The sequence below is a fragment of the Pseudomonas sp. 09C 129 genome, from assembly GCF_002843625.1.
Classification (GTDB): domain Bacteria; phylum Pseudomonadota; class Gammaproteobacteria; order Pseudomonadales; family Pseudomonadaceae; genus Aquipseudomonas; species Aquipseudomonas chlororaphis.
In genome coordinates, this window is the sequence record NZ_CP025261.1 from 459,789 (window position 1) to 484,575 (window position 24,787).

The following is a 24,787-nucleotide window of genomic DNA, read 5'->3' on the forward strand; positions in this document are numbered from 1 at the left end:
ACTAGACCATGCATTTCACCATTCAACGCGAAGCCCTGTTGAAACCCCTGCAACTGGTCGCCGGCGTCGTCGAACGTCGTCAGACCTTGCCGGTACTTTCCAACGTGCTGTTGGTTGTCGAAGGCCAGCAACTGTCGCTGACCGGTACCGACCTGGAAGTCGAGCTGGTCGGTCGCGTGCAGTTGGAAGAGCCGGCGGAGCCAGGCGAAATCACTGTCCCGGCGCGTAAGCTGATGGACATCTGCAAGAGCCTGCCGAACGATGCGCTGATCGACATCAAGGTCGACGAGCAGAAGCTGGTGGTCAAGGCTGGCCGTAGCCGCTTTACCCTGTCCACCTTGCCGGCCAACGACTTCCCGACCGTGGAAGAAGGCCCGGGCTCGCTGACCTGCCAGCTGGAGCAGAGCAAGCTGCGTCGCCTGATCGAGCGCACCAGCTTCGCCATGGCCCAGCAGGACGTGCGTTATTACCTCAACGGCATGTTGCTGGAGGTCTCCGCCGGCATCATCCGCGCCGTGGCCACCGACGGTCACCGCCTGGCCATGTGCTCGATGCAGGCCGATATCGGTCAGCCGGATCGCCACCAGGTGATCGTGCCGCGCAAAGGTATCCTGGAACTCGCCCGCCTGCTCACCGAGCCGGATGGCATCGTCAGCATCGTGCTGGGTCAGCACCACATTCGTGCTACCACCGGCGAGTTCACCTTCACCTCCAAGCTGGTCGACGGCAAGTTCCCGGACTATGAGCGCGTGCTGCCGAAGGGCGGTGACAAGCTGGTACTGGGCGACCGTCAGGCGCTGCGTGAGGCCTTCAGCCGTACCGCTATTCTGTCCAACGAGAAGTACCGCGGTATCCGTCTGCAACTGGCCAATGGTCAGCTGAAAATCCAGGCGAACAACCCGGAGCAGGAAGAGGCGGAAGAAGAAGTAGGCGTGGAATACAACGGCGGTTCGCTGGAGATCGGCTTCAACGTGAGCTACCTGCTCGACGTGTTGGGCGTGATGACCACCGAACAGGTACGCCTGATCCTGTCCGATTCCAACAGCAGTGCGCTGGTGCAGGAATCCGACAACGACGACTCGGCCTACGTTGTCATGCCGATGCGCCTGTAATCATGCTCAGCAGAAGCTAGATGTCCCTCAGTCGCGTCTCGGTCACCGCGGTGCGCAATCTGCACCCGGTGACCTTCTCCCCCTCCCCCCGCATCAATCTCCTCTACGGCGCCAACGGCAGTGGCAAAACCAGCGTGCTGGAAGCCATCCATTTGCTGGGGCTTGCTCGCTCGTTTCGCAGTGCCCGTTTATTGCCGGTGATCCAGTACGAGCAACTCGCTTGTACGGTGTTCGGTCAGGTCGAATTGGCAGAAGGTGGGCATAGCAGCCTGGGGATATCTCGCGACCGGCAGGGCGAATTCCAGATCCGTATCGACGGGCAGAACGCCCGCAGCGCGGCACAGCTGGCGGAGATCCTGCCCCTGCAGTTGATCAACCCGGACAGTTTCCGCCTGCTGGAAGGTGCTCCGAAAATCAGGCGCCAGTTCCTTGATTGGGGCGTGTTCCACGTGGAACCCCGCTTCATGTCAACCTGGCAGCGCTTGCAGAAGGCCCTGCGGCAGCGGAACTCATGGCTGCGGCATGGTACACTTGACGCCGCTTCGCAAGCAGCCTGGGATAGGGAACTGTGTCAGGCCAGCGCTGAAATTGATGAATACCGCCGCGCTTATATCAAAGCCTTGAAACCAGTCTTTGAGCGGACCTTGAGCGAGCTGGTAGAGCTCGAGGGCTTAACGCTTAGCTATTACCGTGGTTGGGATAAAGAGCGAGAGCTCAGTGCAGTGCTCGCGACATCCCTCCATCGTGATCAGCAAATGGGTCATACCCAGGCCGGCCCCCAACGTGCTGATTTGCGTCTCAGATTGGGCGCACACAACGCTGCGGACATATTGTCCCGCGGTCAGCAGAAGTTGGTGGTCTGTGCCTTGCGGATCGCCCAGGGGCACCTGGTCAGCCAGGCCCGGCGCGGTCAGTGTATTTATCTGGTGGATGACTTGCCGTCCGAACTGGACGAGCAGCATCGCCGCGCACTTTGTCGCTTGTTGGAAGACTTACGCTGCCAGGTGTTCATCACCTGTGTAGACCACGAATTATTGAGGGAAGGCTGGCAGACGGAAACGCCAGTTGCCCTGTTCCACGTGGAACAGGGCCGTATCACCCAGACCCACGACCATCGGGAGTGAAGGCATGAGCGAAGAAAACACGTACGACTCGAGCAGCATTAAAGTGCTGAAAGGTTTGGATGCCGTACGCAAACGTCCCGGTATGTACATTGGTGACACCGACGATGGCAGCGGTCTGCACCATATGGTGTTCGAGGTGGTCGATAACTCGATCGACGAAGCTCTGGCCGGCCATTGCGACGACATCAGCATCATCATCCACCCGGACGAATCCATTACCGTGCGCGACAACGGTCGCGGCATCCCGGTAGACGTGCATAAAGAAGAAGGCGTTTCCGCAGCCGAGGTCATCATGACCGTGCTGCACGCCGGCGGTAAGTTCGACGATAACTCCTACAAAGTATCCGGCGGTCTGCACGGTGTGGGTGTGTCGGTAGTGAACGCCCTGTCCGAAGAACTGGTCCTGACCGTTCGCCGCAGTGGCAAGATCTGGGAACAGACCTACGTTCACGGTGTGCCTCAGGCGCCTATGGCTATCGTCGGTGACAGCGAAACCACCGGTACCCAGATTCACTTCAAGGCTTCCAGCGAGACCTTCAAGAACATCCACTTTAGCTGGGACATCCTGGCCAAGCGGATTCGTGAACTGTCCTTCCTCAACTCCGGTGTCGGTATCGTTCTGAAGGACGAGCGCAGCGGCAAGGAAGAACTGTTCAAGTACGAAGGCGGCTTGCGTGCGTTCGTTGAATACCTGAACACCAACAAGACTGCGGTCAACCAGGTGTTCCACTTCAATGTGCAGCGTGAAGACGGCATCGGCGTGGAAATCGCCCTGCAGTGGAACGACAGCTTCAACGAGAACCTGCAGTGCTTCACCAACAACATTCCGCAGCGCGACGGTGGTACCCACCTGGTGGGCTTCCGTTCGGCGCTGACGCGTAACCTGAACAACTACATCGAACAGGAAGGCCTGGCGAAGAAGCACAAGGTCGCCACCACCGGTGACGATGCCCGCGAAGGCCTGACCGCGATCATTTCGGTCAAGGTGCCGGATCCGAAGTTCAGCTCCCAGACCAAAGACAAGCTGGTGTCTTCCGAAGTGAAGACCGCGGTCGAACAGGAAATGGGCAAGTACTTCTCCGACTTCCTGCTGGAAAACCCGAACGAAGCCAAGCTGGTGGTCGGCAAGATGCTCGACGCCGCCCGTGCCCGTGAAGCGGCGCGTAAAGCCCGTGAGATGACCCGTCGTAAAGGCGCGCTGGATATCGCCGGCCTGCCGGGCAAACTGGCGGACTGCCAGGAAAAAGACCCTGCTCTTTCCGAACTCTACCTGGTGGAAGGTGACTCTGCTGGCGGCTCCGCCAAGCAGGGACGCAACCGTAAGACCCAGGCGATCCTGCCGCTCAAGGGCAAGATCCTCAACGTCGAGAAAGCGCGCTTCGACAAGATGATTTCCTCGCAAGAGGTCGGCACCTTGATCACTGCACTCGGTTGCGGCATCGGCCGCGAAGAGTACAACATCGACAAGCTGCGTTATCACAACATCATCATCATGACCGACGCCGACGTCGACGGTTCGCACATCCGCACCCTGCTGCTGACCTTCTTCTTCCGTCAGTTGCCGGAGCTGATCGAGCGTGGCTACATCTACATCGCTCAACCGCCGCTGTACAAGGTCAAGAAAGGCAAGCAAGAGCAATACATCAAAGACGACGACGCCATGGAAGAGTACATGACGCAGTCGGCCCTGGAAGATGCGAGCCTGCACCTGAACGAAGAAGCACCGGGTATTTCCGGCGAGGCGCTGGAGCGCCTGGTGAACGACTTCCGCATGGTCATGAAGACCCTCAAGCGTCTGTCGCGCCTGTACCCTCAAGAGCTGACCGAGCACTTCATCTACCTGCCGGCCGTGAGCCTGGAGCAACTCTCCGATCACGCGGCGATGCAGGATTGGCTGGCCCAATATGAAGTCCGCCTGCGCACCGTCGAGAAGTCCGGCCTGGTCTACAAGGCCAGCCTTCGTGAAGACCGTGAACGTAATGTGTGGCTGCCAGAGGTCGAACTGATCTCCCACGGTCTGTCGAACTACGTCACCTTCAACCGCGACTTCTTCGGCAGCAATGACTACAAGACCGTCGTCACCCTCGGCGCTCAACTGAGCTCCCTGCTGGACGAAGGCGCTTATATTCAGCGCGGCGAGCGCAAGAAGGCGGTGACCGAGTTCAAGGAAGCCCTGGACTGGCTGATGACCGAAAGTACCAAGCGCCACACCATCCAGCGATACAAAGGTCTGGGCGAGATGAACCCGGATCAGTTGTGGGAAACCACCATGGACCCAAGCGTGCGCCGCATGCTCAAGGTCACCATCGAAGACGCCATCGGCGCCGACCAGATCTTCAACACCCTGATGGGTGATGCGGTCGAGCCTCGTCGTGACTTCATCGAAAGCAACGCCCTGGCGGTATCCAACCTGGACTTCTGATCCGGGTTGCATCGCCGAAATGAAAAAGGCCAACGCTCAGCGTTGGCCTTTTTTATTGCCCGGTTAAAAGGGGCGCCCTACTCGGCCGCTGAAACACTTTCCAGGCGATAGCCATAACCATAGATGGTCAGCAACTGCCAGCCACGATCCGCGGTCAACCCCAGCTTGTTGCGCAAGCGGTAGATGTGAGTGTCCAGGGGACGGGAGGAGACGATTTCCTCGTGGGTCCAGAAACGTTCGTAGAGGTATTCCCGGGATAACGGCCGACCCAGGTTGGCGAACAGGCAGCGGGCCAGGCGGTACTCGCGTTCGGTGAGGCTGATCGGGTTGCCAGCTCGGGTCACGGTCAGCTCGGCGTCATCGAAGGCCAGGTCGTTGAAGGTTTGCACCTCGACGGCTGCCGATCGCTGCAAGCCATGACGCCGCAGGACGGCGGTTACCCGTGCCTTGAGTTCGTTGGGGCGGAAAGGTTTGCTCACATAGTCGTCGGCACCGGTGTTCAGGGCCTGGACGATATCGCTCTCGGCATCGCGGCTGGTGAGCATGATGGCCGCCGGTGGCGCCTCCATGTGTTCACGGGTCCAGCGCAGCAACGACAGCCCGCTGAGGTCCGGCAGCTGCCAGTCGAGAATCAGCAGGTCGAAGGTTTCGCGCCGCAGCTGCCGCAGCAGATCCTCGCCACGCTCGAAGCTGTGCAGCGTCCATGGCTGTTCCCCGGGGCCGGGGATCTGTCGCAGTGTCTGTTCCACCCGCGCCAGTTCGGCGGGTTCGTCATCCAGTATTGCGACACGCATGCGGGGCAGTTCCTTTTATCGCGAGAGAATGCTGATGGCTTTATTTGAGGCCTTACCTGGCGCTGAGTTTAGGCTGATCAGACGAATCTGAACAATTGTGGCGAATTGCTCTGGTTCATACCTTTGCTCGGTACGCTGATGTCATATAGCCGGTAGCCGACAGGAGCACTGTCCATCCGGCCTGCATTCATTGCAGAACGATACCGGCTCGAACGTGCAAGGAAAAGGACTATGGGGAACATCCTGGGGAAGGGGCGGTTGCTCTACGCAGGCATTGCGCGGGCAGCGGACCTGGCTCGATTTACCACACTGATGCTCGCGGCTTGCCTGAGCCTGGGTTCGACTGCGGAGCAGCCTGCGCTGCCGTCTTCGGACTACACCTTGCCGGTGCAGCGCTATTTCAGCCCATCCGTAACCACTATCGGGTTCAGCGATTCCCAGGGATTCGCCCCGATCAGCGCGCCACAGATGACCCAGCCTATGGTCTATCAGGAGCAGCAGCGTTGGGTGTTCTAGATCAGACAATTCTGAACAAATATTGCAAACCGGCCCGGCCTCCACACCATGCCGGTACATTCGTAGTCGCTGAGTGGCACACAGGGGCATTCGGAAGTGCTCCGACACAGGGAGTGTCAACCGCCGGATTGGCGGGCGTCAGACCGAGGCTTGGCCTCGATTTGCAGTACAGGGGAATACAGGGAGTGCCTCCTCAGGACGTAATGCTTCGACACAGGGATGTGTCATCCCTCCTCTCCCGCGCGGCCCCACGACGCCGCCAGCCAACAAACAACTCCTCATTTTTTATCTGTGAAGGCCTCTGATGAAGACATTCGGCGCTGAGTTTTTCGGTACGTTCTGGTTGGTCCTGGGCGGGTGCGGGAGCGCCGTGCTGGCGGCCGGCGTTCCGCAGTTCGGGATCGGTTATCTGGGGGTAGCCCTGGCCTTTGGCCTGAGCGTCCTGACCATGGCTTACGCATTGGGTCCGATTTCCGGGGCTCACCTAAACCCCGCGGTCTCGGTCGGCCTGTGGTTGAGTGGGCGTTTCCCGGGTAGCCGGTTGCTGCCTTATATCGTCGCCCAGGTTCTCGGTGGACTCGCCGCGGGTGGCGTGCTGTTCCTGATCGCTTCCGGCAAGGTCGGTTTCGACGCGTCGGCGGGCTTCGCGGCCAATGGCTATGGTGAGCACTCGCCTGGTGGCTACTCGATGTTTGCTGCGCTGTTGACCGAAGTTGTGCTCACGGCGATGTTCCTCCTGATCATCCTGGGTGCCACCGCCAAGCGTGCTCCAGCCGGTTTTGCGCCGATTGCCATTGGCCTGACGCTGACCCTGATCCACCTGATCAGCATTCCGGTCACCAATACCTCGGTCAACCCGGCCCGCAGCACCGCGGTAGCTTTCTTCGCCGGTGAGTGGGCAGTGTCCCAGCTGTGGCTGTTCTGGGTAGCACCTCTGTTGGGCGCAGGGCTGGGAGCCCTGGCCTATCGGTTGATCTCCATCGAGCGGGACTGACCTGTGCGGCCGGATGCGCCGATTCGCATCCGGCCGGCATGGAGCCGAACAGCGCAGCCGCTCTCCAGCGGTTGTGCTGTTTGTCCCGTAAGGGAATGACCCTGGCCGGCCTTGGTTCGAGAGGTATGGTCAGAACGCTAACAATGCAGTTCTAATGGCACGGACTTCAGAAGAGCGCGACTACGGACCTATGAACCCATGACCTCCTTGCACATCCGCCACCGGGCCATGCTCGTGTCGTTTCTTCTCGGTAGCGCACTGGCCTTTTCCACGGTGCAGGCTGCCGTTGCAGCACCCAAGCGCCCTCCCTATATCGATGAAAACCAGCAATGCCGTGGCCAGCCGTTGCCGGCGACGGTCGAGCACCTCACGGGCGAAGCCTGGAAGCTGGATGCCAAGGGCAACCAGGTGCCCCTGGAAGAAGGCATGAGCGTCGATGAACTCGAAGGGGTGAAGACCTCGCCTTCGGCATTCGTCAGCCTGTCCCTGGGCGATGGTTCGCTGGTGGTACTGCCCTCCAGTTCCCAGATCACCCTGCACCTGAACGAAGAACATGCGATCCCCCAGGTCGCGCTCGAGCAGGGGCAGATCGAATCCTATGTCATCAAGCGCCCGAGCGATTACGACCGTTTCCAGATCGTCACGCCGATCGGCGTGTTGGGCGTACGCGGCACGCACTTCCGGGTGCGTAACGACGATCAGCTGTCGCTGGTGGAAGTGCTCAACGGCCAGGTAGCGGTCAACCGCGAAGACGACGAAGCGCCGAAAAAGACCAAGGGCAAGAAACGCCCTGTGGATAAACCGGTCGGACCGGTTCCCGGTGAAGTCCAGGTCATGGCTCGCCAAGGTTTGCGCATCCAGAAAGAAGGCCCGTTGAAGCCGGTCGATCTGTTGCCCGCACCGCAACTGATGGGCCAGGCGGGCCAGACGGGCGATCTGCCGGTCTGGCAGCTGATCATGAAGCCCTTGCCGGGCGCCAAGCGTTACCGGGCCCAGGTGGCGACCGACAAAAGTTTCCTCAATATCAAGCAGGAACAGTTCTCCAGCACGCCGGAAGTCAACTTCAGCGGCCTGGAAGCGTTTTTTTATCATGTCCGCCTTTCTGCTTTCGATGAGCACGGACTCGAAGGAGAGACGGGCGTCTATGACATCTTCTATTACCCCAGGACCACGCGTGTTCAGTAAGTGCGCGGCGGTTTGTCGGTGAGGCGCTGGCGCCGACCCGAGGGCCGGGAGCCGACGCAAGCCCAGCGACTGTTTGGCGGTCTGGTGCGGGAATGGGCATGGGTCAGCCTGATCCTGTTGCCCTTGACCGCCCTGCTGTCGTTGAGCCACGGGCTGGCGCTGAATAACCTGCTGTATGACAACCTGCGGCGGCTCAGCCCGCTGCCGGTCGATTCGCGGTTGCTGCTGATCACCATCGACGACTACAGCCTGCAGCAGCTGGGCCAGTGGCCCTGGCCGCGTACCCTGCACGCCGACCTGCTGGATCGGCTGACGGCGGCCAAGGTCCAGGGTGTGTTGTTCGACGTGATCTTCAGCGAACCCGACAGCGTTCCCGAAAACGATCAACGACTGGCCCAGGCGGTCTGCCGCGAGGGCAAGGTATTCCTGCCCCTGCTGCGCGAGAGCGTGGCCCGCTACGGCCAGCCGCTGGGTGAGATCGAACCGGTGCCGCCGTTGAGTCAGTGCGCCAAGGCGGTCGGCCATATCAATGCCGAGGCCGACGCCGACGGCACGGTTCGCAGCGTCTATCTGCGCGAAGGCCCACCGCAGGCACCGAAGGCGCAACTGGCCTGGCTGCTTTATCAACAGGCATACCCGGGCACGGCCCTGTCGATGCCCGGTTCGGACACCGCGCAGATCGCCCAGGGCTGGCTGCGCAGCAACCCAGTACGCATCCCCTTCATCAGTCCCCATGCCGGTTTCCCCAGTGTTCCCTATGTCAGCGTATTGCGCGGCGAAGTCCCGCCGGAACTGTTGCGCGACAAGCTGATCCTGATCGGCACTACCGCGCCCGGGCTGGGTGACCGCTATGTCACCCCGCAGTCGGCCAGTGTCGGCACCACCCCAGGTATCGAGATCCAGGCCAACCTGCTCAATGGCTTGTTGCAGCAGCGCACCATCGTCGCCCTCGGGCAATGGCCGGTCGCGGCGCTGTCGGTGCTGCTGGTGGCGGCCTTGCTGGGATTGCTGCTGGTGCGGCCACGACATGCGTTGTGGCTGACCCTGGCCTGCATGGCGGCTGCCCTGCTCGGTTCGGCCGGGCTGCTGCGCCTGGGGCTGTGGTGGCCGCCGGTGGCCAGCCTGTTGGGGATGTTGCTGGCGTACCTGATCTGGAACTGGCGCCGCCTGAGCGTGATCCTGGCCTACTTCGGCTGGGAGCTGGCACGCCTGGACAGCGAGCCTAAGGTGCTGCCCGAGCGCCGACGCACCCAGACCCCTGCCGGGGATGTACTGCAGGGGCAGATCGTGGCGTTGGAACAGGCCTTGAGCCGCACCCGCGACACCCGCCGCTTCATTGCCGATGGCCTGGAATACCTGCCGGTGGCCACCCTGATCAGCGATCCGGACGGTCGCGTGCTGCTGGCCAACCGCAATGCTCGCGAAGTGTTCGGCAACGCGCTGATCGGCGAGGACCTGGTCCGGCAGTTGGCCGGCCTGGGTTATCCCGGTTTGCAGGACGAGCAACGCCCTGCCCTGTCGCAACTGCAGCCTGTGGAATTTCGCGATATCGAGCAGCGCAGCCTGCGCGTGGACCTGGCACCCCTGCTGCCGATCGACAGCGATACGCCGATCGGCTGGCTGCTGAGCCTCACTGACCTGAGCCTGGAACGGGACGCCGAACAGCAGCGGGCAACCCTGTTGCGCTTCCTGTCCCATGACCTGCGCGCGCCTCATTCGGCGATCCTGGCCTTGCTCGATGTACAGCGGCACCAGGGCTCGGGCGACACGCGGATCTACAGTCAGATCGAACTCCAGGTGCGTCGCGCCCTGGGGCTCACCGAAGCCTTTGTGCAACTGGCGAAGGCCGAGTCCGAGGCCTATCAGTTCCAGCCGAGCATGTTCGCCATGCTGGTGCTGGACGCGTTCGACCAGGCCATGACCATCGCCCAGCTGAAAAACATCCAGCTGGTGCATGACCTCGACGACGATGCCGAAGGCATGGTGCTGGCCGATCAGTCCCTGCTGACCCGGGCCTTGTTCAACCTGCTGGAAAACGCCATCAAGTACAGCCCGTCGGGCTCGACTGTCCGGGTGCAAGTCGCGTGTACGGAGGGCTGGCTGACCTGCGATATCACCGATCAGGGCAAAGGCATTGCGGCCGATGAATTGCCGCAGCTGTTCGTGCAGTACCAGCGCTTCGCCTCGGCCCAAGGCAGCGAAGGTCTGGGGCTTGGGTTGTCGATGGTCAAGGCGGTGGTCGACCGGCATGAAGGGCGGATTGTCTGCCGTAGCGTGGTTGGCGAGGGGACGACCTTCAGCCTGCAATTACCTCTGCTCACGGACTGAATATCAACAGGCGAAAAAAAACCGGCTCCAGGCCGGTTTTTTCGTATCCAGAAAACTTATGCACCTTTTCCGGTATTTTATGGGTTTAGGAAATATGTATATAAATCATCTAGTTATGGATTTTATATAGCGATTTCCAATAAAACGGTACACAGGTTATCCACAGAAACTCAAATGGCCATTTTGTCCGGCGCCGCGGCTACCGGAGGCAGCGAACCCATGTCCCGCTGCGCCTGCTCATTCCAGGCTGCGACCCGGTCGTTGAGCTCGGCGATGGCCCGTGGGCCGGAGCCTTCGGCGTACATCGGCGCACCAATCACCACGGTGATGGTGCCGGGGTGCCTGAGCCAGCCGGTCTTCGGCCAGTATTTGCCGGCGTTGTGCGCTACCGGCAGCACCGGCAAGTCGGCATTGACCGCCAGGGCGCTGCCGCTGCGGGAGAACTTGCCCATCTGGCCGTAAGGCACCCTGGTGCCTTCCGGGAAGATCAACACCCAGACATTGTCCTTGAGCAGCTCGTCGCCCTTGCTGGCGACCTGCTTGAGCGCGGCCTTGGGATTGTCGCGGTCGATGGCGATCGGACGCAGCATGGCCATGGCCCAGCCGAAGAACGGCACATACAGCAGTTCACGCTTGAGCACCTGGCTCAGCGGTTCGAAATAGGCCGAGAGAAAGAACGTCTCCCAGGTGCTCTGGTGGTTCGAGACAATCACGCAAGGACGCTCGGGGATATTTTCCGCGCCCTTCACTTCCACGTTGATCTTGAGAAACACCTTGGTCAGCCACAACGCGCAGCGGCACCAATAGACGTTGATAAAGCGATAGCGCGCCTTGAACGGCAGGAAGGGCGCGATAAAAAAGCTCAGGGAGCACCACAGCAACGAACTGGTGCCCAGCAGCAGGTAAAAGAAGAAGGTTCTGATTGCCTGCAGGATCGACATAGCGGCGTTTACCGTTGCGGGCATTGCCCGCCTCTAAAAAAGCGCACTCCTGAACAATCCTTGGTCAGGATCTCAGAAGGACTCTAATTGTGGATAAGTTCAGCGGCAACTGCCGCCAGGTCGTCAAAAATCAAGGTGCCTACCGGTAGGGTTTTCCCCAGGGTCTTTTCGCCTTTCCCGGTCTTTACCAAAACTGGCTGAGAGTCGACGGCTTTTGCGGCTTCCAGGTCACCGAGACTGTCGCCCACAAACCATAGACCAGCCAGATCCACTGCGTAGTGCCGGGCAATGGTCTGCAACATGCCGGGCTTGGGTTTGCGGCAGGCGCAACCTTCGTCCGGGCCATGGGGGCAGTACACGATGAGACCGAGTTCGCCGCCCTGCTCGGCCACCAGAGCGCGCAGGCGCTCGTGCATGGCGTCGAGGGTGGCGACATCGTAGTAACCGCGAGCGATGCCCGACTGGTTGGTAGCGACTGCTACCGTCCAGCCGGCCTTGCTCAACTGCGCGATGGCTTCGACCGAGCCGGGGAGCGGAATCCACTCCTCCACCGATTTGATGTATGCATCGGAGTCGTAATTGATCACTCCGTCCCGATCGAGAATCAGCAGCTTCACGGTACGCCTTACCCCAGCAACGAGATGTCGGCGACACCGAGGAACAGACCCCGCAGACGTGCCAGCAGCGCGTAGCGGTTGGCCCGCACGTTGGCGTCTTCGGCGTTGACCATCACCTTCTCGAAGAAGGCGTCGACCGGCTCGCGCAGGGCGGCCAGGCGGGCCAGGGTCTCGCTGTACTGACGCGCCGCGGCCATTGGCTGCACGGCCTGGTCCGCTTGCTGGATCGCCGAGTACAGGGAGAACTCGTTGGCGTTGTCGAAGTACTTGGCTTCCACAGTGGTCGGCACGCTGCCTTCGACCTTGCTCAGCAGGTTCGAGACGCGCTTGTTCACCGCGGCCAATGCGGCGGCTTCCGGCAGCTTGCGGAAGGCCTGCACGGCCTGCACGCGCTGGTCGAAGTCCAGGGCCGAACCCGGCTTCAGGGCACGGACCGACAGGTAGGTGGCGACATCCACGCCTTCGTCTTCGTAACGGGCACGCAGACGGTCGAAGATGAACTCCAGGACCTGATCGGCCAGGCCGGCGCTCTTGACCTTGCTGCCGAACGCGCTGACGGCGAACGCCACGGCTTCGGTCAGGTCCAGGTCGAGCTTCTTGTCGATCAGGATGCGCAGCACGCCCAGCGCGGCACGACGCAGCGCGTACGGGTCCTTGCTGCCGGTTGGCAGCATGCCGATGCCGAAGATGCCGACCAGGGTGTCGAGCTTGTCGGCGATGGCCACGGCGGCACCGGTGACGGTGCTTGGCAGCTCGGCGCCGGCGCCACGCGGCATGTATTGCTCGTTCAGCGCCAGGGCGACGTCTTCCGGCTCGCCGTCATTGAGGGCGTAGTAGTAACCGGCGATGCCTTGCATTTCCGGGAACTCGCCGACCATTTCGGTGGCCAGGTCGCACTTCGACAGCAGGCCCGCACGCGCGGCACGCTGGGCGTCGCCGCCGATGCGCGGGGCGATGAACGCGGCCAGTTTCGAGACGCGCTCGGCCTTGTCGTAGACGCTGCCCAGCTTCTCCTGGAACACCACGTTCTGCAGGCGCTGGTTGAAGTCTTCGAGCTTCTGTTTCTTGTCCTGCTTGAAGAAGAACTCGGCGTCGGTCAGGCGTGGGCGAACGACTTTCTCGTTGCCCTCGATGATCTGGCGCGGGTCCTTGCTTTCGATGTTGGCCACGGTAATGAAACGCGGCAGCAGCTTGCCGTCGACGTCCAGCAGGCAGAAGTACTTCTGGTTGTCCTGCATGGTGGTGATCAGGGCTTCCTGCGGCACTTCGAGGAAACGCTCCTCGAACGAGCACACCAGCGGCACCGGCCATTCCACCAGGGCGGTCACTTCGTCCAGCAAATCGGCTGGAACGATGGCGGTGCCTTCCTGCAGGCGCGCCAGTTCTTCGGTGCGCTTGCTGATCAGCTCGCGACGCTCGTTGGCATCGGCCAGCACATAGGCGGCACGCAGGTCGTCCAGGTAGTTGGCCGGCGAGGTGATGCGCACGCTTTGCGGATGATGGAAGCGGTGGCCACGGGAGTCGCGACCGGCTTTCTGGGCGAGGATGGTGCAGTCGATGACCTGGTCACCCAGCAGCATCACCAGCCATTGGGTCGGACGCACGAATTCTTCCTTGCGCGCGGCCCAACGCATGCGTTTCGGAATCGGCAGGTCGTTCAGCGAGTCTTCGACGATGGTCGGCAGCAGGCTGGCGGTCGGCTTGCCCTTGATGCTCTGGCTGTAGCGCAGCTTCGGCCCGCTCTGGTCGATTTCGCTCAGGTCCACGCCACATTTCTTGGCGAAGCCCAGGGCGGCCTGGGTCGGGTTGCCTTCGGCGTCGAAGGCGGCCTGGCGCGGTGGGCCGTCGAGGTTGATGCTGCGATCCGGCTGCTGGGTGGCCAGGCCGCTGATCAGCACCGCCAGGCGGCGTGGTGCGGCGTAGACATGTTTGGTTTCGAAGTTCAGGCCGGCGGCCTGCAGGCCTTTTTCGATACCGCCCAGGAAGGCTTCGGCCAGGGTGTTCAGGGCTTTGGGTGGCAGTTCTTCAGTGCCCAGTTCAACCAGAAAATCTTGCGCACTCATTGTGCCGCCTCCAACTTAGCCAACACTTCATCACGCAGGTCCGGAGTCGCCATCGGGAAGCCCAGCTTGGCGCGGGCCAGCAGGTAGGCTTGCGCGACGGTACGCGCCAGGGTGCGCACACGCAGGATGTACTGCTGGCGTGCGGTCACGGAGATCGCGCGACGGGCATCCAGCAGGTTGAAGGTGTGCGAGGCCTTGAGGACCATTTCATAGCTCGGCAACGGCAGCGGCTGATCCAGCTCGATCAGGCGCTTGGCTTCGCTTTCGTAGAAATCGAACAGTTCGAACAGCTTCTCGACGTTGGCGTGTTCGAAGTTGTAGGTCGACTGCTCCACTTCGTTCTGGTGGAACACGTCGCCGTAGGTCACCTTGCCGAACGGACCGTCGGCCCAGACCAGGTCGTAGACCGAATCCACGCCCTGCAGGTACATGGCCAGGCGTTCCAGGCCGTAGGTGATCTCGCCGGTCACCGGGTAGCACTCGATGCCACCGGCTTGCTGGAAGTAGGTGAACTGAGTCACTTCCATGCCGTTGAGCCAGACTTCCCAGCCCAGGCCCCAGGCGCCGAGGGTTGGTGATTCCCAGTTGTCTTCGACGAAACGGATGTCGTGCACCAGCGGGTCGAGGCCGACGTGTTTGAGCGAGCCCAGGTACAGCTCCTGGAAGTTTTCCGGGTTCGGCTTCAAGACCACCTGGAACTGGTAGTAGTGCTGCAGACGGTTCGGGTTTTCGCCGTAGCGGCCGTCAGTCGGGCGACGACTGGGCTGCACATAAGCGGCGTTCCAGGTTTCCGGGCCGATGGCGCGCAGGAACGTGGCGGTATGGAAAGTGCCGGCGCCTACTTCCATATCGTAGGGCTGAAGTACCACACAACCTTGCTCGGCCCAGTATTGCTGGAGGGCGAGGATCAAGTCTTGGAAGGTACGCACGGCTGGCGTAGGCTGGCTCACGAAATTCACCTGTTACTTGGGCTGCGATTTAAAGAGCGGGAGTATACCCGATTCAGTTGTGCGCACGCCCACTGGAGCCTTATGCCACGCTGCTTTTGGTGCAACGAAGATCCCCTGTACATGGCGTACCACGATCAGGAGTGGGGCGTGCCGCTACGCGACGCGCAGCGTTTGTTCGAGTTGTTATTGCTCGAAGGGTTCCAGGCCGGCCTGTCCTGGATCACCGTCCTGAAGAAGCGCGAGCGTTATCGCCAGGTGCTGTTCGGCTTCGATGTGCAGCGCGTGGCGCAGATGAGCGATGCACAAATCGATGAGTTGATGCTCGATCCCGGGATCATCCGCAACCGCCTGAAACTCGCTGCCGCCCGGCGCAACGCCCAGGCCTGGATGGCGCTGGAAGACCCGGTGGAATTCCTCTGGTCGTTCGTCGGCGGGGTGTCGAAAATCAATCATTTCAAGGATCGCAGCGAAGTCCCGGCGGTTACCCCAGAGGCCGAAGCGATGAGCCGCGGCTTGAAAAAGGCCGGCTTCACCTTTGTCGGGCCGACCATCTGTTATGCGCTGATGCAGGCTTCGGGCATGGTGATGGATCACACCCGCGACTGCGATCGCTACGCCATCCTGACAAACGGCCGGTTAGAATAGCCCGCTTGCGACAAGGTTCATGACCCGGATATCAGGAGTCACCTGTGGATAAGTTTAAAGGCGCCCTGCTGGTAGGCGCTCTGCGATTGTTTGCCCTGCTGCCCTGGCGCGCGGTGCAGGCGGTCGGTTCGGCCATCGGCTGGATCATGTGGAAGACCCCCAACCGTTCCCGCGATGTGGTACGGATCAACCTGGCCAAGTGCTTTCCGCAGATGGACGCCGCCGAACGCGAGCGTTTAGTGGGGCAGAGCCTGAAAGACATCGGCAAGTCCCTGACTGAAAGCGCCTGCGCCTGGATCTGGCCGGCCGAGCGCTCGATCGCCCTGGTGCGTGAAGTCGAGGGCCTCGAGGTGCTGCAAGAAGCGCTGGCGTCGGGCAAGGGCGTGGTCGGCATCACCAGCCACCTGGGCAACTGGGAAGTGCTCAACCACTTCTATTGCAGCCAGTGCAAACCGATCATTTTCTACCGCCCGCCGAAGCTCAAGGCGGTGGACGAACTGCTGCGCAAGCAGCGGGTCCAGCTGGGCAACCGGGTGGCGGCTTCGACCAAGGAAGGCATCCTCAGCGTTATCAAGGAGGTGCGCAAAGGTGGTGCGGTGGGCATTCCCGCCGACCCGGAACCGGCCGAATCCGCCGGGATCTTCGTGCCCTTCTTCGCCACCCGGGCGCTGACCAGCAAGTTCGTGCCGAACATGCTCGCCGGCGGCAAGGCGGTCGGGGTGTTCCTGCACGCGCTGCGCCTGCCCGACGGTTCGGGCTACAAGGTGATCCTCGAAGCCGCGCCGGACGCGATGTACAGCACCGACACCGAAACCTCCTGCGCGGCGATGAGCCAGGTGGTCGAGCGCTATGTGCGGGCTTATCCGAGCCAGTACATGTGGAGCATGAAGCGTTTCAAGAAACGTCCGCCCGGCGAAGAACGCTGGTACTGACCGCCTGGCACGATCTGTGGATAACCTTTCGCCCAAGGTTATCCACAAAGGCTGAAGCAGAGCACAGCATATGCCCGATTCGCGCAAATCCCTGAGGATCAAGATCCAGCACGAAAGCTTCGGCGAGTGCCTGGGCCAGACGCGCAACCTGTCTGCCAGCGGGGTGTACGTCAAGCACCCGGCATTGGCGGCGCTGCCCAAGGGCGCGGTGGTCTACGGCCAGGTGCAAGGCCTGCCGATGAACGCGCCACGGGTGAAGATGGAGGTGGTGCTGGTGGACGCCGAGGGCATCGGCCTGCGTTACCTGTGAAGCGTCCGGACATCGCCTCTGTAGCCGCTGCCGAGCTTGCGAGGCTGCGAAGCGGTCGCAAGACCAGGTGCTGCGATTCTCCTGACAATCCCGGTGTTCAGGTTTAGCGAGGACTACGTCCTCGTACGCAGCCTCGCTCACTCGGCAGCGGCTACAGTGCGCCTTTGCCCTGGCGCTCGAGCTTCTTGAGGAACACCGTCATTTCCTTTTCCGCCTGCTTGTCGCCATGTCCGCGGGCTGCTTCCAGGCCCTGCTCCCAGGCCTGGCGCGCCGCCGCATAGTCCTCCAGGCCTTGATAGGCCTTGCCCAGCAGCTTCCACGCCGCCGAATACTTGGGGTCGAAACCGACGCAGCGTTGCAGGTGCTCGGCGGCCTTGGCGTATTCGTGCAGATCCAGATAACCCTTGCCCAGGCCGAAGCGCAGCAGCGAGTTATCCATGCCCTTGGCGAGCATTTTTTCCAGGGATTCGAGCATCGTTGTCACTCCTGTGGACTCTTGTAGCCGCTGCCGCAGGCTGCGATAGGTCCGAAGGACCTCCTGCGGGCCGGAGATCGCCGCGCCCCTGCGGGGCGTTCGCAGCCTGCGGCAGCGGCTACAGGACGGCGTTGGATCAGAAAAAGCTCAAGCCCACGTGGAACAGCTTCTCCACATCGCGGATATGTTTTTTATCCACCAGGAACAGAATCACATGGTCGCCGGCTTCGATCACCGTGTCGTCGTGGGCGATCAGCACTTCCTCGTCGCGGATGATCGCGCCGATGGTGGTGCCTGGCGGCAGCGCGATGTCCTCGATGGAGCGGCCGATCACCTTGCTCGATTTGGCATCGCCATGGGCGATCGCCTCGATGGCTTCCGCCGCGCCACGGCGCAGCGAGTGCACGCTGACGATATCGCCACGGCGCACGTGGGCCAGCAGGGTACCGATGGTGGCCAGCTGCGGGCTGATGGCGATGTCGATATCGCCGCCCTGGATCAGGTCGACATAGGCCGGGTTGTTGATGATGGTCATCACCTTCTTCGCCCCCAGGCGCTTGGCCAGGAGCGAGGACATGATGTTGGCCTCGTCATCGTTGGTCAGGGCCAGGAAGATATCGGCGTCGGCGATGTTTTCCTCCATCAGCAGGTCGCGGTCCGAGGCGCTGCCTTGCAGGACCACGGTGCTGTCGAGGTTATCCGAGAGGTAGCGGCAACGCGCCGGATTCATCTCGATGATCTTCACTTGGTAACGGCTTTCGATGGCTTCGGCCAGGCGTTCGCCGATCTGCCCGCCGCCGGCGATGACGATGCGCTTGTAGGACTCGTCGAGGCGACGCATCTCGCTCATCACCGCACGGATGTTGGCCTTGGCGGCGATGAAGAACACTTCGTCGTCGGCCTCGATCACCGTATCGCCCTGGGGCAGGATCGGCCGGTCACGGCGGAAGATCGCCGCCACGCGGGTGTCGACGTTGGGCATGTGCTCGCGCAGCTGGCGCAGTTGCTGCCCCACCAGCGGCCCGCCGTAATAGGCCCTGACCGCCACCAGTTGGGCCTTGCCTTCGGCGAAGTCGATCACCTGCAGGGCGCCGGGGTGTTCGATCAGGCGCTTGATGTAGTTGGTCACCACCTGTTCCGGGCTGATCAGCACGTCGACCGGAATCGCCTCGTTGTCGAACAGGCCGGCGCGGGTCAGGTAGGCCGCTTCGCGGACCCGGGCGATCTTGGTCGGGGTGTGGAACAGGGTGTGGGCGACCTGGCAGGCGACCATATTGGTTTCGTCGCTGTTGGTCACCGCGACCAGCATGTCGGCATCGTCGGCGCCGGCCTGGCGCAGTACCGTGGGGAACGAACCGCGGCCCTGTACGGTGCGGATGTCCAGGCGGTCGCCGAGATCGCGCAGGCGTTCGCCGTCGGTGTCGACCACCGTGATGTCGTTGGCTTCGCTGGCCAGATGCTCTGCCAGCGTGCCGCCCACCTGCCCTGCTCCGAGGATGATGATCTTCATCCAGTCACTCCCTTAGAACCTTTCTTAACCGCGCGCGGCGGCAATCTTGATCAGCTTGGCGTAGTAGAACCCGTCGTGGCCGCCCTCTTGCGCCAGCAGCTGGCGACCGTGGGGCTGCTTCAGGCCGGCCGGAGGCTGACCCAGTTGCCCGGCGATGTCCAGTTCGCGAGCACCCGGGGTACGGGCCAGGAAAGCCTCGATGACCTCGGTGTTTTCGGTCGGCAAGGTCGAGCAGGTGGCGTACAGCAGGATGCCGCCGACTTCCAGGGTCGACCACATGGCGTCCAGCAGTTCGCCTTGCAGGCTGGCCAGGGCGGCGATGTCGTCGGCCTGACGGGTGAGCTTGATATCCGGGTGGCGGCGGATCACCCCGGTGGCCGAGCATGGCGCGTCCAGCAGGATGCGCTGGAACGGCTTGCCGTCCCACCAGGCGGCGGTGTCGCGGCCGTCGGCGGCGATCAGCTCGGCGCGAAGGTTCAGGCGGTCGAGGTTCTCCTGGACACGCACCAGGCGCTTGGCTTCCAGGTCCACCGCGACCACGCCGGCCAGCGCGGGCTCGACTTCGAGGATGTGGCAGGTCTTGCCGCCGGGCGCGCAGCAGGCGTCCAGCACCCGCTGTCCCGGCGCCAGTTCCAGCAACTCGGCGGCCAGTTGCGCGGCTTCGTCCTGCACGCTGATCCAGCCTTCGGCGAAGCCCGGCAGGGCGCGCACGTCGGCGGCTTCATCGAGCACGATGCCGTCCTGGCTGTAGACGCAAGGCTTGGCGGCAACGCCGGCCTCGCTCAGCAGCTGGAGATAGGCGGCGCGGGAATGATGGCGGCGGTTGACCCGCAAGATCATCGGCGGGTGGGCGTTGTTGGCGGCGCAGATGGCTTCCCACTGCTCGGGCCAGAACGCCTTGAGGGACTTTTGCAGCCAGCGCGGATGGGCGGTACGCACCACCGGGTCGCGTTCCAGCTCGGCGAACAGTGCTTCGCTCTCGCGTTGGGCGCGGCGCAGCACGGCATTGATCAGTGCCTTGGCCCAGGGCTTTTTCAGCTTGTCGGCGCAGCCCACGGTTTCGCCGATGGCGGCGTGCGCCGGGACGCGGGTGTAGAGCAATTGATAAAGGCCTACCAGCAGCAGCGCCTCGACGTCGGCATCGGCCGCCTTGAACGGCTTCTGCAACAGTTTGGCGGCCAGCGCCGCCAGCCGTGGCTGCCAGCGCGCGGTGCCGAAAGCCAGGTCCTGGGTGAAGCCGCGATCGCGCGCTTCGACCTTGTCCAGCAGGATTGGCAGCGAGCTGTTGAGCGAGGCTTTGCCGTTGAGGACCGAGGTCAGGGCCTTGGCGGCGGCCAGACGCGGGTTCATTGGGCGTCCGCCGCTTGTCCGAGCACGGTGCCGGTGGTGAATTTCTCGCGACGGCTGTTGAACAGGTCGCTGAAGTTCAGCGCCTTGCCGCCGGGCAATTGCAGGCGGGTCAGGCACAGCGCCTGCTCACCGCAGGCGACGAGCAGGCCGTCCTTGCTGGCGCCGAGGATGGTGCCCGGCACGCCCTTGCCTTCGGCGAGGCTGGCGGCCAGCACCTTCAGCGCTTCACCGTTCAGCGTGCTGTGGCAGATCGGCCAGGGGTTGAAGGCTCGTACCAGGCGCTCCAGCTCCAGCGCAGGGCGGCTCCAGTCGATCCGCGCTTCGTCCTTGTTCAATTTATGGGCGTAGGTGGCCAGGCTGTCGTCCTGCACTTCGCCTTGCAGGGTTGCGGCGGCGAGGCCGGCGATGGCCTGCACCACGGCCGGCGGGCCCATTTCGGCGAGACGGTCATGCAGGCTGCCGCCGGTGTCGGTAGCGCTGATCGGGGTGCTGACCTTGAGCAGCATCGGCCCGGTGTCCAGGCCGGCTTCCATGCGCATCACGGTCACGCCGCTCAGCGCGTCGCCGGCTTCCACGGCGCGCTGGATCGGCGCCGCCCCGCGCCAGCGTGGCAGCAGCGAGGCGTGGCTGTTGATGCAGCCCAGGCGCGGAATATCCAGTACCGCCTGCGGCAGGATCAGGCCGTAGGCGACCACCACCATCAGGTCCGGCGCGAGGGCCGCCAGTTCGGCCTGGGCCTGCGGGTCGCGCAGGGTCGGCGGTTGCAGCACGGGGATGTGGTGCTCCAGCGCCAGCTGCTTGACCGGGCTCGGCATCAGCTTTTGCCCGCGCCCGGCCGGGCGGTCCGGCTGGGTGTAGACCGCGACGATCTCGTAAGGGCTGTCGAGCAGGGCCTTGAGGTGTTCGGCGGCGAATTCCGGGGTGCCGGCAAAGACGATGCGCAGTGGCTCAGTCATGGGAGTTCTCGGTAATAAACACGCGGAAAAGAAAAAGGCTTGCCGCTGCAAGCCTTTGGAAGAAGGGAATCAAGCTTGCTGACGATGCTGCTTTTCCAGCTTCTTCTTGATCCGGTCGCGTTTGAGCGTGGACAGGTAATCGACGAACAATTTGCCGTTGAGGTGGTCGCATTCGTGCTGGATGCACACCGCGAGCAGGCCTTCGGCGATCAGTTCGTAAGGTTGGCCGTCACGGTCCAGGGCCTTGATTTTCACGCGTTGCGGACGATCGACGTTCTCGTAGAAGCCCGGTACCGACAGGCAGCCTTCCTGGTACTGGCCCATTTCGTCGGTGAGCGCTTCGAACTCGGGGTTGATGAACACCCGTGGCTCGCTGCGGTCTTCGGACAGGTCCATGACCACGATGCGCTTGTGCACGTTGACCTGGGTAGCGGCCAGGCCGATGCCGGGCGCCTCATACATTGTTTCAAACATGTCGTCGACCAACTGACGCACTTCGTCGTCCACTACGGCCACTGGTTTGGCGATAGTGCGCAGGCGCGAGTCGGGGAATTCGAGGATGTTTAAAATGGCCATAAGCGTAATTGCTACACGTGTGAAGTAAATTCGGAGTCGGAGGCCTTGCGGGTTCTGGAAGGGCAACCGTTGTAAAACGTGCTCGGTCAGGAGCAGGGAGCGCACAGGCGCTAGCGTTTCACGCGAATACACATAATAAAGGGATTCACCGCATGAGGAAATCACTACTCGCCTTGCTGCTCGTGGGCTGGGCCGGTTTCGGCCAGGCGCAGGTGCCGCTCCGGGAGGGTTATCCACAGCGCTACACCGTAGTGGCGGGCGATACCTTGTGGAGCATCGCCAATCGCTTCCTGCGCGATCCCTGGCAATGGCCGGCGCTCTGGCAGGCCAATTCCAGCCTCGCCGACCCCGATTTGATCTACCCCGGCGACTCCCTGACGCTGGTCCGGGTCGATGGCGAACCACGCCTGACCCTGGAGCGCGGCGCTTCCCGGGGCACCGTCAAGCTCTCGCCCCAGGTACGCCGCACGCCACTGGTCGAGGCGATCCCGAGCATTCCACTGCAGGCCATCGACAGCTTTCTGCTGAGCAACCGCATCCTCGACCGGGCGGACGCCTTCGACAGTGCGCCCTACATAGTCGCCGGCGATGCCGAACGGGTACTCAGCGGCACCGGCGACCGGATCTTCGCGCGCGGCCGCTTCGACCCGGAGCAATCGGTCTTCGGCATCTTCCGCCAGGGCAAGACCTACACCGACCCGCAGAGCGGCGAAGTGCTGGGAGTCAACGCCGACGAAATCGGCGGCGGCGAGGTGGTCGCGGTCGAGGGCGATATCGCCACCCTGCAATTGCAGCGCACCACCCAGGAAGTGCGCCTGGGCGACCGCCTGTTCGGCGGCGAGCCACGGACCATCAACTCGACCTTTGTCCCCAGCGCGCCGAGCTGGGCGGTCGAGGGCCTGATCATCGACGTGCCACGGGGTGTCACCCAGATCGGCGCGCTGGATGTGGTGACGTTGAACAAGGGACGGCGCGATGGTCTGGCTGAAGGCAACGTGCTGGCGGTAATGAAAACCGGCGAAACCGTACGCGACCGGGTGGCCGGTGGACAGGTGAAAATGCCGGATGAGCGGGCCGGTCTGCTGATGGTTTTCCGCACCTACGACAAGCTCAGTTACGGCCTGGTGCTCAACGCTTCCCGTTCCCTGGCGATCATGGACAAAGTCCGTAACCCGTAAAAACCCTCAACAAGTTACCAACAGAGTTATCCACAGCTTATTCCTGCTACGACCGGGCTTATAACGATCAAGGATGATCCCATGTCACTGTCTGCCCAGGCTCCGGTTTCCCCCGCGGAACTGGAAGCCCGCCTACGTTTGCACCGCTTGCCGGACCTCGGCCCGAAGCGTTTTCAGCTGCTGCTCGAAGCCTTCGGTTCGGCCTCCAAGGCCATCAGCGCACCGGCCAGTGCCTGGCGCGCGCTGGGCCTGCCGGCGGGCGCGGCCGAGGCTCGGCGCAACGCCGAAGTGCGTGATGGCGCCAGCCATGCATTGGCCTGGCTGGAGCGTCCGGGCCAGCATTTACTGATGTGGGACCAGCCGGACTACCCGCCGCTGTTGAATGAAATCGCCGATGCGCCGCCGCTGCTGTTTGTTGCCGGCGACCCACGCATCCTGGAAAAACCGCAGTTGGCGGTGGTCGGCAGCCGTCGCGCTTCGCGGCCCGGGATGGACACCGCCGCGGCCTTTTCCCGCAGCCTGGCCGCGGCCGGTTTTGTCATCACCAGCGGCCTGGCACTGGGGATCGATGGCGCGGCGCACCAGGCCGCCCTGGAGGTCGGCGGGCAGACCGTCGGCGTGCTCGGCACCGGCCTGGAAAAATTTTATCCACAGCGCAACCGGCGCCTGGCCGATGCCATGATCGCCCAGGGCAGCGCGCTGGTTTCCGAGTTCCCGCTGGAGACCGGGCCCCACGCCAGCCACTTTCCCCGGCGCAACCGGATCATCAGCGGCCTGTCCCTTGGCGTGCTGGTGGTGGAGGCCAGCGTCGCCAGCGGTTCGCTGATCACCGCCCGGCTCGCCGCCGAGCAAGGCCGCGAGGTGTATGCGATACCCGGGTCGATCCATCATCCGGGAGCCCGGGGTTGTCATCAGCTGATTCGCGATGGCGCGGTGCTGGTGGAAACCATCGAACATATCCTCGAAGCCCTGCGTGGCTGGCAACGACTGCCGTTATCCACGGCCCCGCCAACAGCCGCGCCCGCTCACCCGTTGCTGGCGCTGTTGCATGCCGCGCCGCAGACCAGCGAGGGCCTGGTGCAGGCCAGTGGCTGGAGCCTGCCCAGGGTGCTGGCGGCGCTCACCGAACTGGAGCTGGAGGGTCAGGCGACGTGCGAAGGCGGCTGCTGGTTTGCCCGGGCAAAAGGCTAGGCTTTATAGGCAGGATCGGTAAACTGCGCACAGCCTTAATCCGGAGAGTCAGCAATGGTCAGCAGTTGGCGTGTGCAACAAGCCGCACGAGAAATTCGCGCAGGGGCGGTGATTGCCTATCCAACCGAAGCAGTCTGGGGGTTGGGTTGCGACCCGTGGAACGAAGAGGCGGTGGACCGGTTGCTGGCCATCAAGTCGCGCTCTGTGGACAAGGGCCTGATCCTGATCGCCGACAACATCCGCCAGTTCGATTTTCTCTTCGAGGATTTTCCCCAGGAATGGCTCGATCGCATGGCCAGCACCTGGCCGGGCCCGAACACCTGGCTGGTACCCCATCAGAATCTGTTGCCGGAATGGGTCACCGGGGTCCACGACACCGTGGCCCTGCGAGTCAGCGATCATCCACTGGTGCGTGAGTTGTGCGCCTTGGTGGGGCCGCTGATTTCCACCTCGGCCAACCCCCAGGGGCGCCCTGCGGCCCGCACGCGGATTCGCGTCGAGCAGTATTTCCGCGGGGAGCTGGACATGGTCCTGGGCGGCAGCCTGGGCGGGCGCAAGAACCCGAGCCTGATCCGCGACCTGGTGACCGGTAAGATCGTGCGTCCGGCCTGACACCGC

The 24,787-nt window shown here is 62.7% G+C and carries 23 protein-coding genes; 13 read left to right on the forward strand and 10 right to left on the reverse strand.

From position 1 onward, the window contains the following. The first annotated feature begins 8 nt into the window (after positions 1-8). The 3 genes from dnaN to gyrB are packed head-to-tail and all read left to right on the forward strand — an operon-like array spanning position 9 to position 4,658. Positions 9-1,112, forward strand: coding sequence for a DNA polymerase III subunit beta (gene dnaN / locus CXQ81_RS02230; RefSeq protein WP_007924473.1), 1,104 nt, complete (start codon positions 9-11; stop codon positions 1,110-1,112). 20 nt (positions 1,113-1,132) lie between these two features. Further along, positions 1,133-2,236, forward strand: coding sequence for a DNA replication/repair protein RecF (recF, locus tag CXQ81_RS02235; RefSeq protein WP_007924472.1), 1,104 nt, complete (start codon positions 1,133-1,135; stop codon positions 2,234-2,236). 4 nt (positions 2,237-2,240) lie between these two features. Further along, the gene (gyrB, locus tag CXQ81_RS02240) at positions 2,241-4,658 is read left to right on the forward strand and encodes a DNA topoisomerase (ATP-hydrolyzing) subunit B (RefSeq protein WP_007924471.1); all 2,418 of its coding nucleotides are present in this window, start codon (positions 2,241-2,243) and stop codon (positions 4,656-4,658) included. 77 nt (positions 4,659-4,735) lie between these two features. Here gyrB and CXQ81_RS02245 read toward each other — a convergent pair whose 3' ends face one another. Continuing rightward, the gene (locus CXQ81_RS02245; RefSeq protein WP_009041468.1) at positions 4,736-5,452 is read right to left on the reverse strand and encodes a response regulator transcription factor; all 717 of its coding nucleotides are present in this window, start codon (positions 5,450-5,452) and stop codon (positions 4,736-4,738) included. 231 nt (positions 5,453-5,683) lie between these two features. Between CXQ81_RS02245 and CXQ81_RS02250 the strand changes: the two genes are divergently transcribed. The 4 genes from CXQ81_RS02250 (at position 5,684) to CXQ81_RS02265 (ending at position 10,475) form a co-directional block, all read left to right on the forward strand. After that, on the forward strand, positions 5,684-5,968 hold the full coding sequence (locus CXQ81_RS02250; protein ID WP_007921033.1) for a hypothetical protein: 285 nt from the start codon (positions 5,684-5,686) through the stop codon (positions 5,966-5,968). Positions 5,969-6,272: 304 nt separating this feature from the next. Then, a complete protein-coding gene (aqpZ, locus tag CXQ81_RS02255) occupies positions 6,273-6,962 on the forward strand; it encodes an aquaporin Z (RefSeq protein ID WP_007921032.1) in 690 nt (229 codons plus the stop codon). A gap of 198 nt (positions 6,963-7,160) precedes the next feature. Continuing rightward, the gene (locus tag CXQ81_RS02260) at positions 7,161-8,147 is read left to right on the forward strand and encodes a FecR domain-containing protein (protein ID WP_053263216.1); all 987 of its coding nucleotides are present in this window, start codon (positions 7,161-7,163) and stop codon (positions 8,145-8,147) included. A 12-nt stretch (positions 8,148-8,159) separates the two neighbouring features. Then, positions 8,160-10,475 carry a CHASE2 domain-containing protein gene (locus CXQ81_RS02265; protein ID WP_101339368.1) on the forward strand — a complete coding sequence of 772 codons (2,316 nt, stop codon included), beginning with the start codon at positions 8,160-8,162 and terminating at the stop codon, positions 10,473-10,475. Positions 10,476-10,645: 170 nt separating this feature from the next. On the opposite strand, the gene CXQ81_RS02270 is transcribed toward CXQ81_RS02265, so the two are convergent. The 4 genes from CXQ81_RS02270 to glyQ all read right to left on the reverse strand — a co-directional run bounded on the left by CXQ81_RS02270 (position 10,646) and on the right by glyQ (position 15,046). Next, entirely contained in the window at positions 10,646-11,416 is a 771-nt protein-coding gene (locus CXQ81_RS02270) for a 1-acyl-sn-glycerol-3-phosphate acyltransferase (RefSeq protein ID WP_053263217.1), read from the reverse strand. A gap of 83 nt (positions 11,417-11,499) precedes the next feature. Next, the gene (gene gmhB, locus CXQ81_RS02275; RefSeq protein WP_009041473.1) at positions 11,500-12,033 is read right to left on the reverse strand and encodes a D-glycero-beta-D-manno-heptose 1,7-bisphosphate 7-phosphatase; all 534 of its coding nucleotides are present in this window, start codon (positions 12,031-12,033) and stop codon (positions 11,500-11,502) included. A gap of 8 nt (positions 12,034-12,041) precedes the next feature. Further along, entirely contained in the window at positions 12,042-14,096 is a 2,055-nt protein-coding gene (gene glyS / locus CXQ81_RS02280; RefSeq protein WP_007921024.1) for a glycine--tRNA ligase subunit beta, read from the reverse strand. Next, entirely contained in the window at positions 14,093-15,046 is a 954-nt protein-coding gene (gene glyQ, locus CXQ81_RS02285; protein ID WP_101336370.1) for a glycine--tRNA ligase subunit alpha, read from the reverse strand. Before glyQ ends, glyS begins: the two co-directional genes overlap by 4 nt. 81 nt (positions 15,047-15,127) lie before the next feature. Here glyQ and tag point away from each other — a divergent pair, with 81 nt between their 5' ends. The 3 genes from tag (at position 15,128) to CXQ81_RS02300 (ending at position 16,933) form a co-directional block, all read left to right on the forward strand. Then, a complete protein-coding gene (gene tag / locus CXQ81_RS02290; protein ID WP_101336371.1) occupies positions 15,128-15,691 on the forward strand; it encodes a DNA-3-methyladenine glycosylase I in 564 nt (187 codons plus the stop codon). A 44-nt stretch (positions 15,692-15,735) separates the two neighbouring features. Further along, positions 15,736-16,623: a lysophospholipid acyltransferase gene (locus CXQ81_RS02295; RefSeq protein ID WP_007921020.1), complete on the forward strand. Its 888-nt coding sequence runs from the start codon at positions 15,736-15,738 to the stop codon at positions 16,621-16,623. Between the two features lie 70 nt (positions 16,624-16,693). After that, positions 16,694-16,933: a pilus protein PilZ gene (locus CXQ81_RS02300; RefSeq protein WP_009041477.1), complete on the forward strand. Its 240-nt coding sequence runs from the start codon at positions 16,694-16,696 to the stop codon at positions 16,931-16,933. A 151-nt stretch (positions 16,934-17,084) separates the two neighbouring features. On the opposite strand, the gene CXQ81_RS02305 is transcribed toward CXQ81_RS02300, so the two are convergent. The 5 genes from CXQ81_RS02305 to def all read right to left on the reverse strand — a co-directional run bounded on the left by CXQ81_RS02305 (position 17,085) and on the right by def (position 21,800). Next, positions 17,085-17,408, reverse strand: a complete 324-nt coding sequence (locus tag CXQ81_RS02305; RefSeq protein WP_007921017.1) for a tetratricopeptide repeat protein — start codon at positions 17,406-17,408, stop codon at positions 17,085-17,087. 136 nt (positions 17,409-17,544) lie between these two features. Beyond that, a complete protein-coding gene (gene trkA, locus CXQ81_RS02310) occupies positions 17,545-18,918 on the reverse strand; it encodes a Trk system potassium transporter TrkA (RefSeq protein WP_101336372.1) in 1,374 nt (457 codons plus the stop codon). Between the two features lie 24 nt (positions 18,919-18,942). Further along, on the reverse strand, positions 18,943-20,268 hold the full coding sequence (gene rsmB / locus CXQ81_RS02315) for a 16S rRNA (cytosine(967)-C(5))-methyltransferase RsmB (protein WP_101336373.1): 1,326 nt from the start codon (positions 20,266-20,268) through the stop codon (positions 18,943-18,945). Beyond that, positions 20,265-21,224, reverse strand: coding sequence for a methionyl-tRNA formyltransferase (gene fmt / locus CXQ81_RS02320; RefSeq protein ID WP_101336374.1), 960 nt, complete (start codon positions 21,222-21,224; stop codon positions 20,265-20,267). The genes rsmB and fmt overlap by 4 nt, the downstream gene beginning before the upstream one ends. A 69-nt stretch (positions 21,225-21,293) precedes the next feature. Then, a complete protein-coding gene (gene def / locus CXQ81_RS02325; RefSeq protein WP_009041482.1) occupies positions 21,294-21,800 on the reverse strand; it encodes a peptide deformylase in 507 nt (168 codons plus the stop codon). Positions 21,801-21,952: 152 nt separating this feature from the next. Between def and CXQ81_RS02330 the strand changes: the two genes are divergently transcribed. The 3 genes from CXQ81_RS02330 to CXQ81_RS02340 all read left to right on the forward strand — a co-directional run bounded on the left by CXQ81_RS02330 (position 21,953) and on the right by CXQ81_RS02340 (position 24,781). Then, positions 21,953-22,978 (forward strand): LysM peptidoglycan-binding domain-containing protein, encoded by a 1,026-nt coding sequence (locus CXQ81_RS02330; RefSeq protein WP_101336375.1) that lies wholly within the window; start codon positions 21,953-21,955, stop codon positions 22,976-22,978. Positions 22,979-23,059: 81 nt separating this feature from the next. Continuing rightward, positions 23,060-24,169 carry a DNA-processing protein DprA gene (gene dprA / locus CXQ81_RS02335; protein ID WP_101336376.1) on the forward strand — a complete coding sequence of 370 codons (1,110 nt, stop codon included), beginning with the start codon at positions 23,060-23,062 and terminating at the stop codon, positions 24,167-24,169. Between the two features lie 54 nt (positions 24,170-24,223). After that, the gene (locus CXQ81_RS02340) at positions 24,224-24,781 is read left to right on the forward strand and encodes an L-threonylcarbamoyladenylate synthase (RefSeq protein WP_062824130.1); all 558 of its coding nucleotides are present in this window, start codon (positions 24,224-24,226) and stop codon (positions 24,779-24,781) included. Positions 24,782-24,787: the final 6 nt, after the last annotated feature.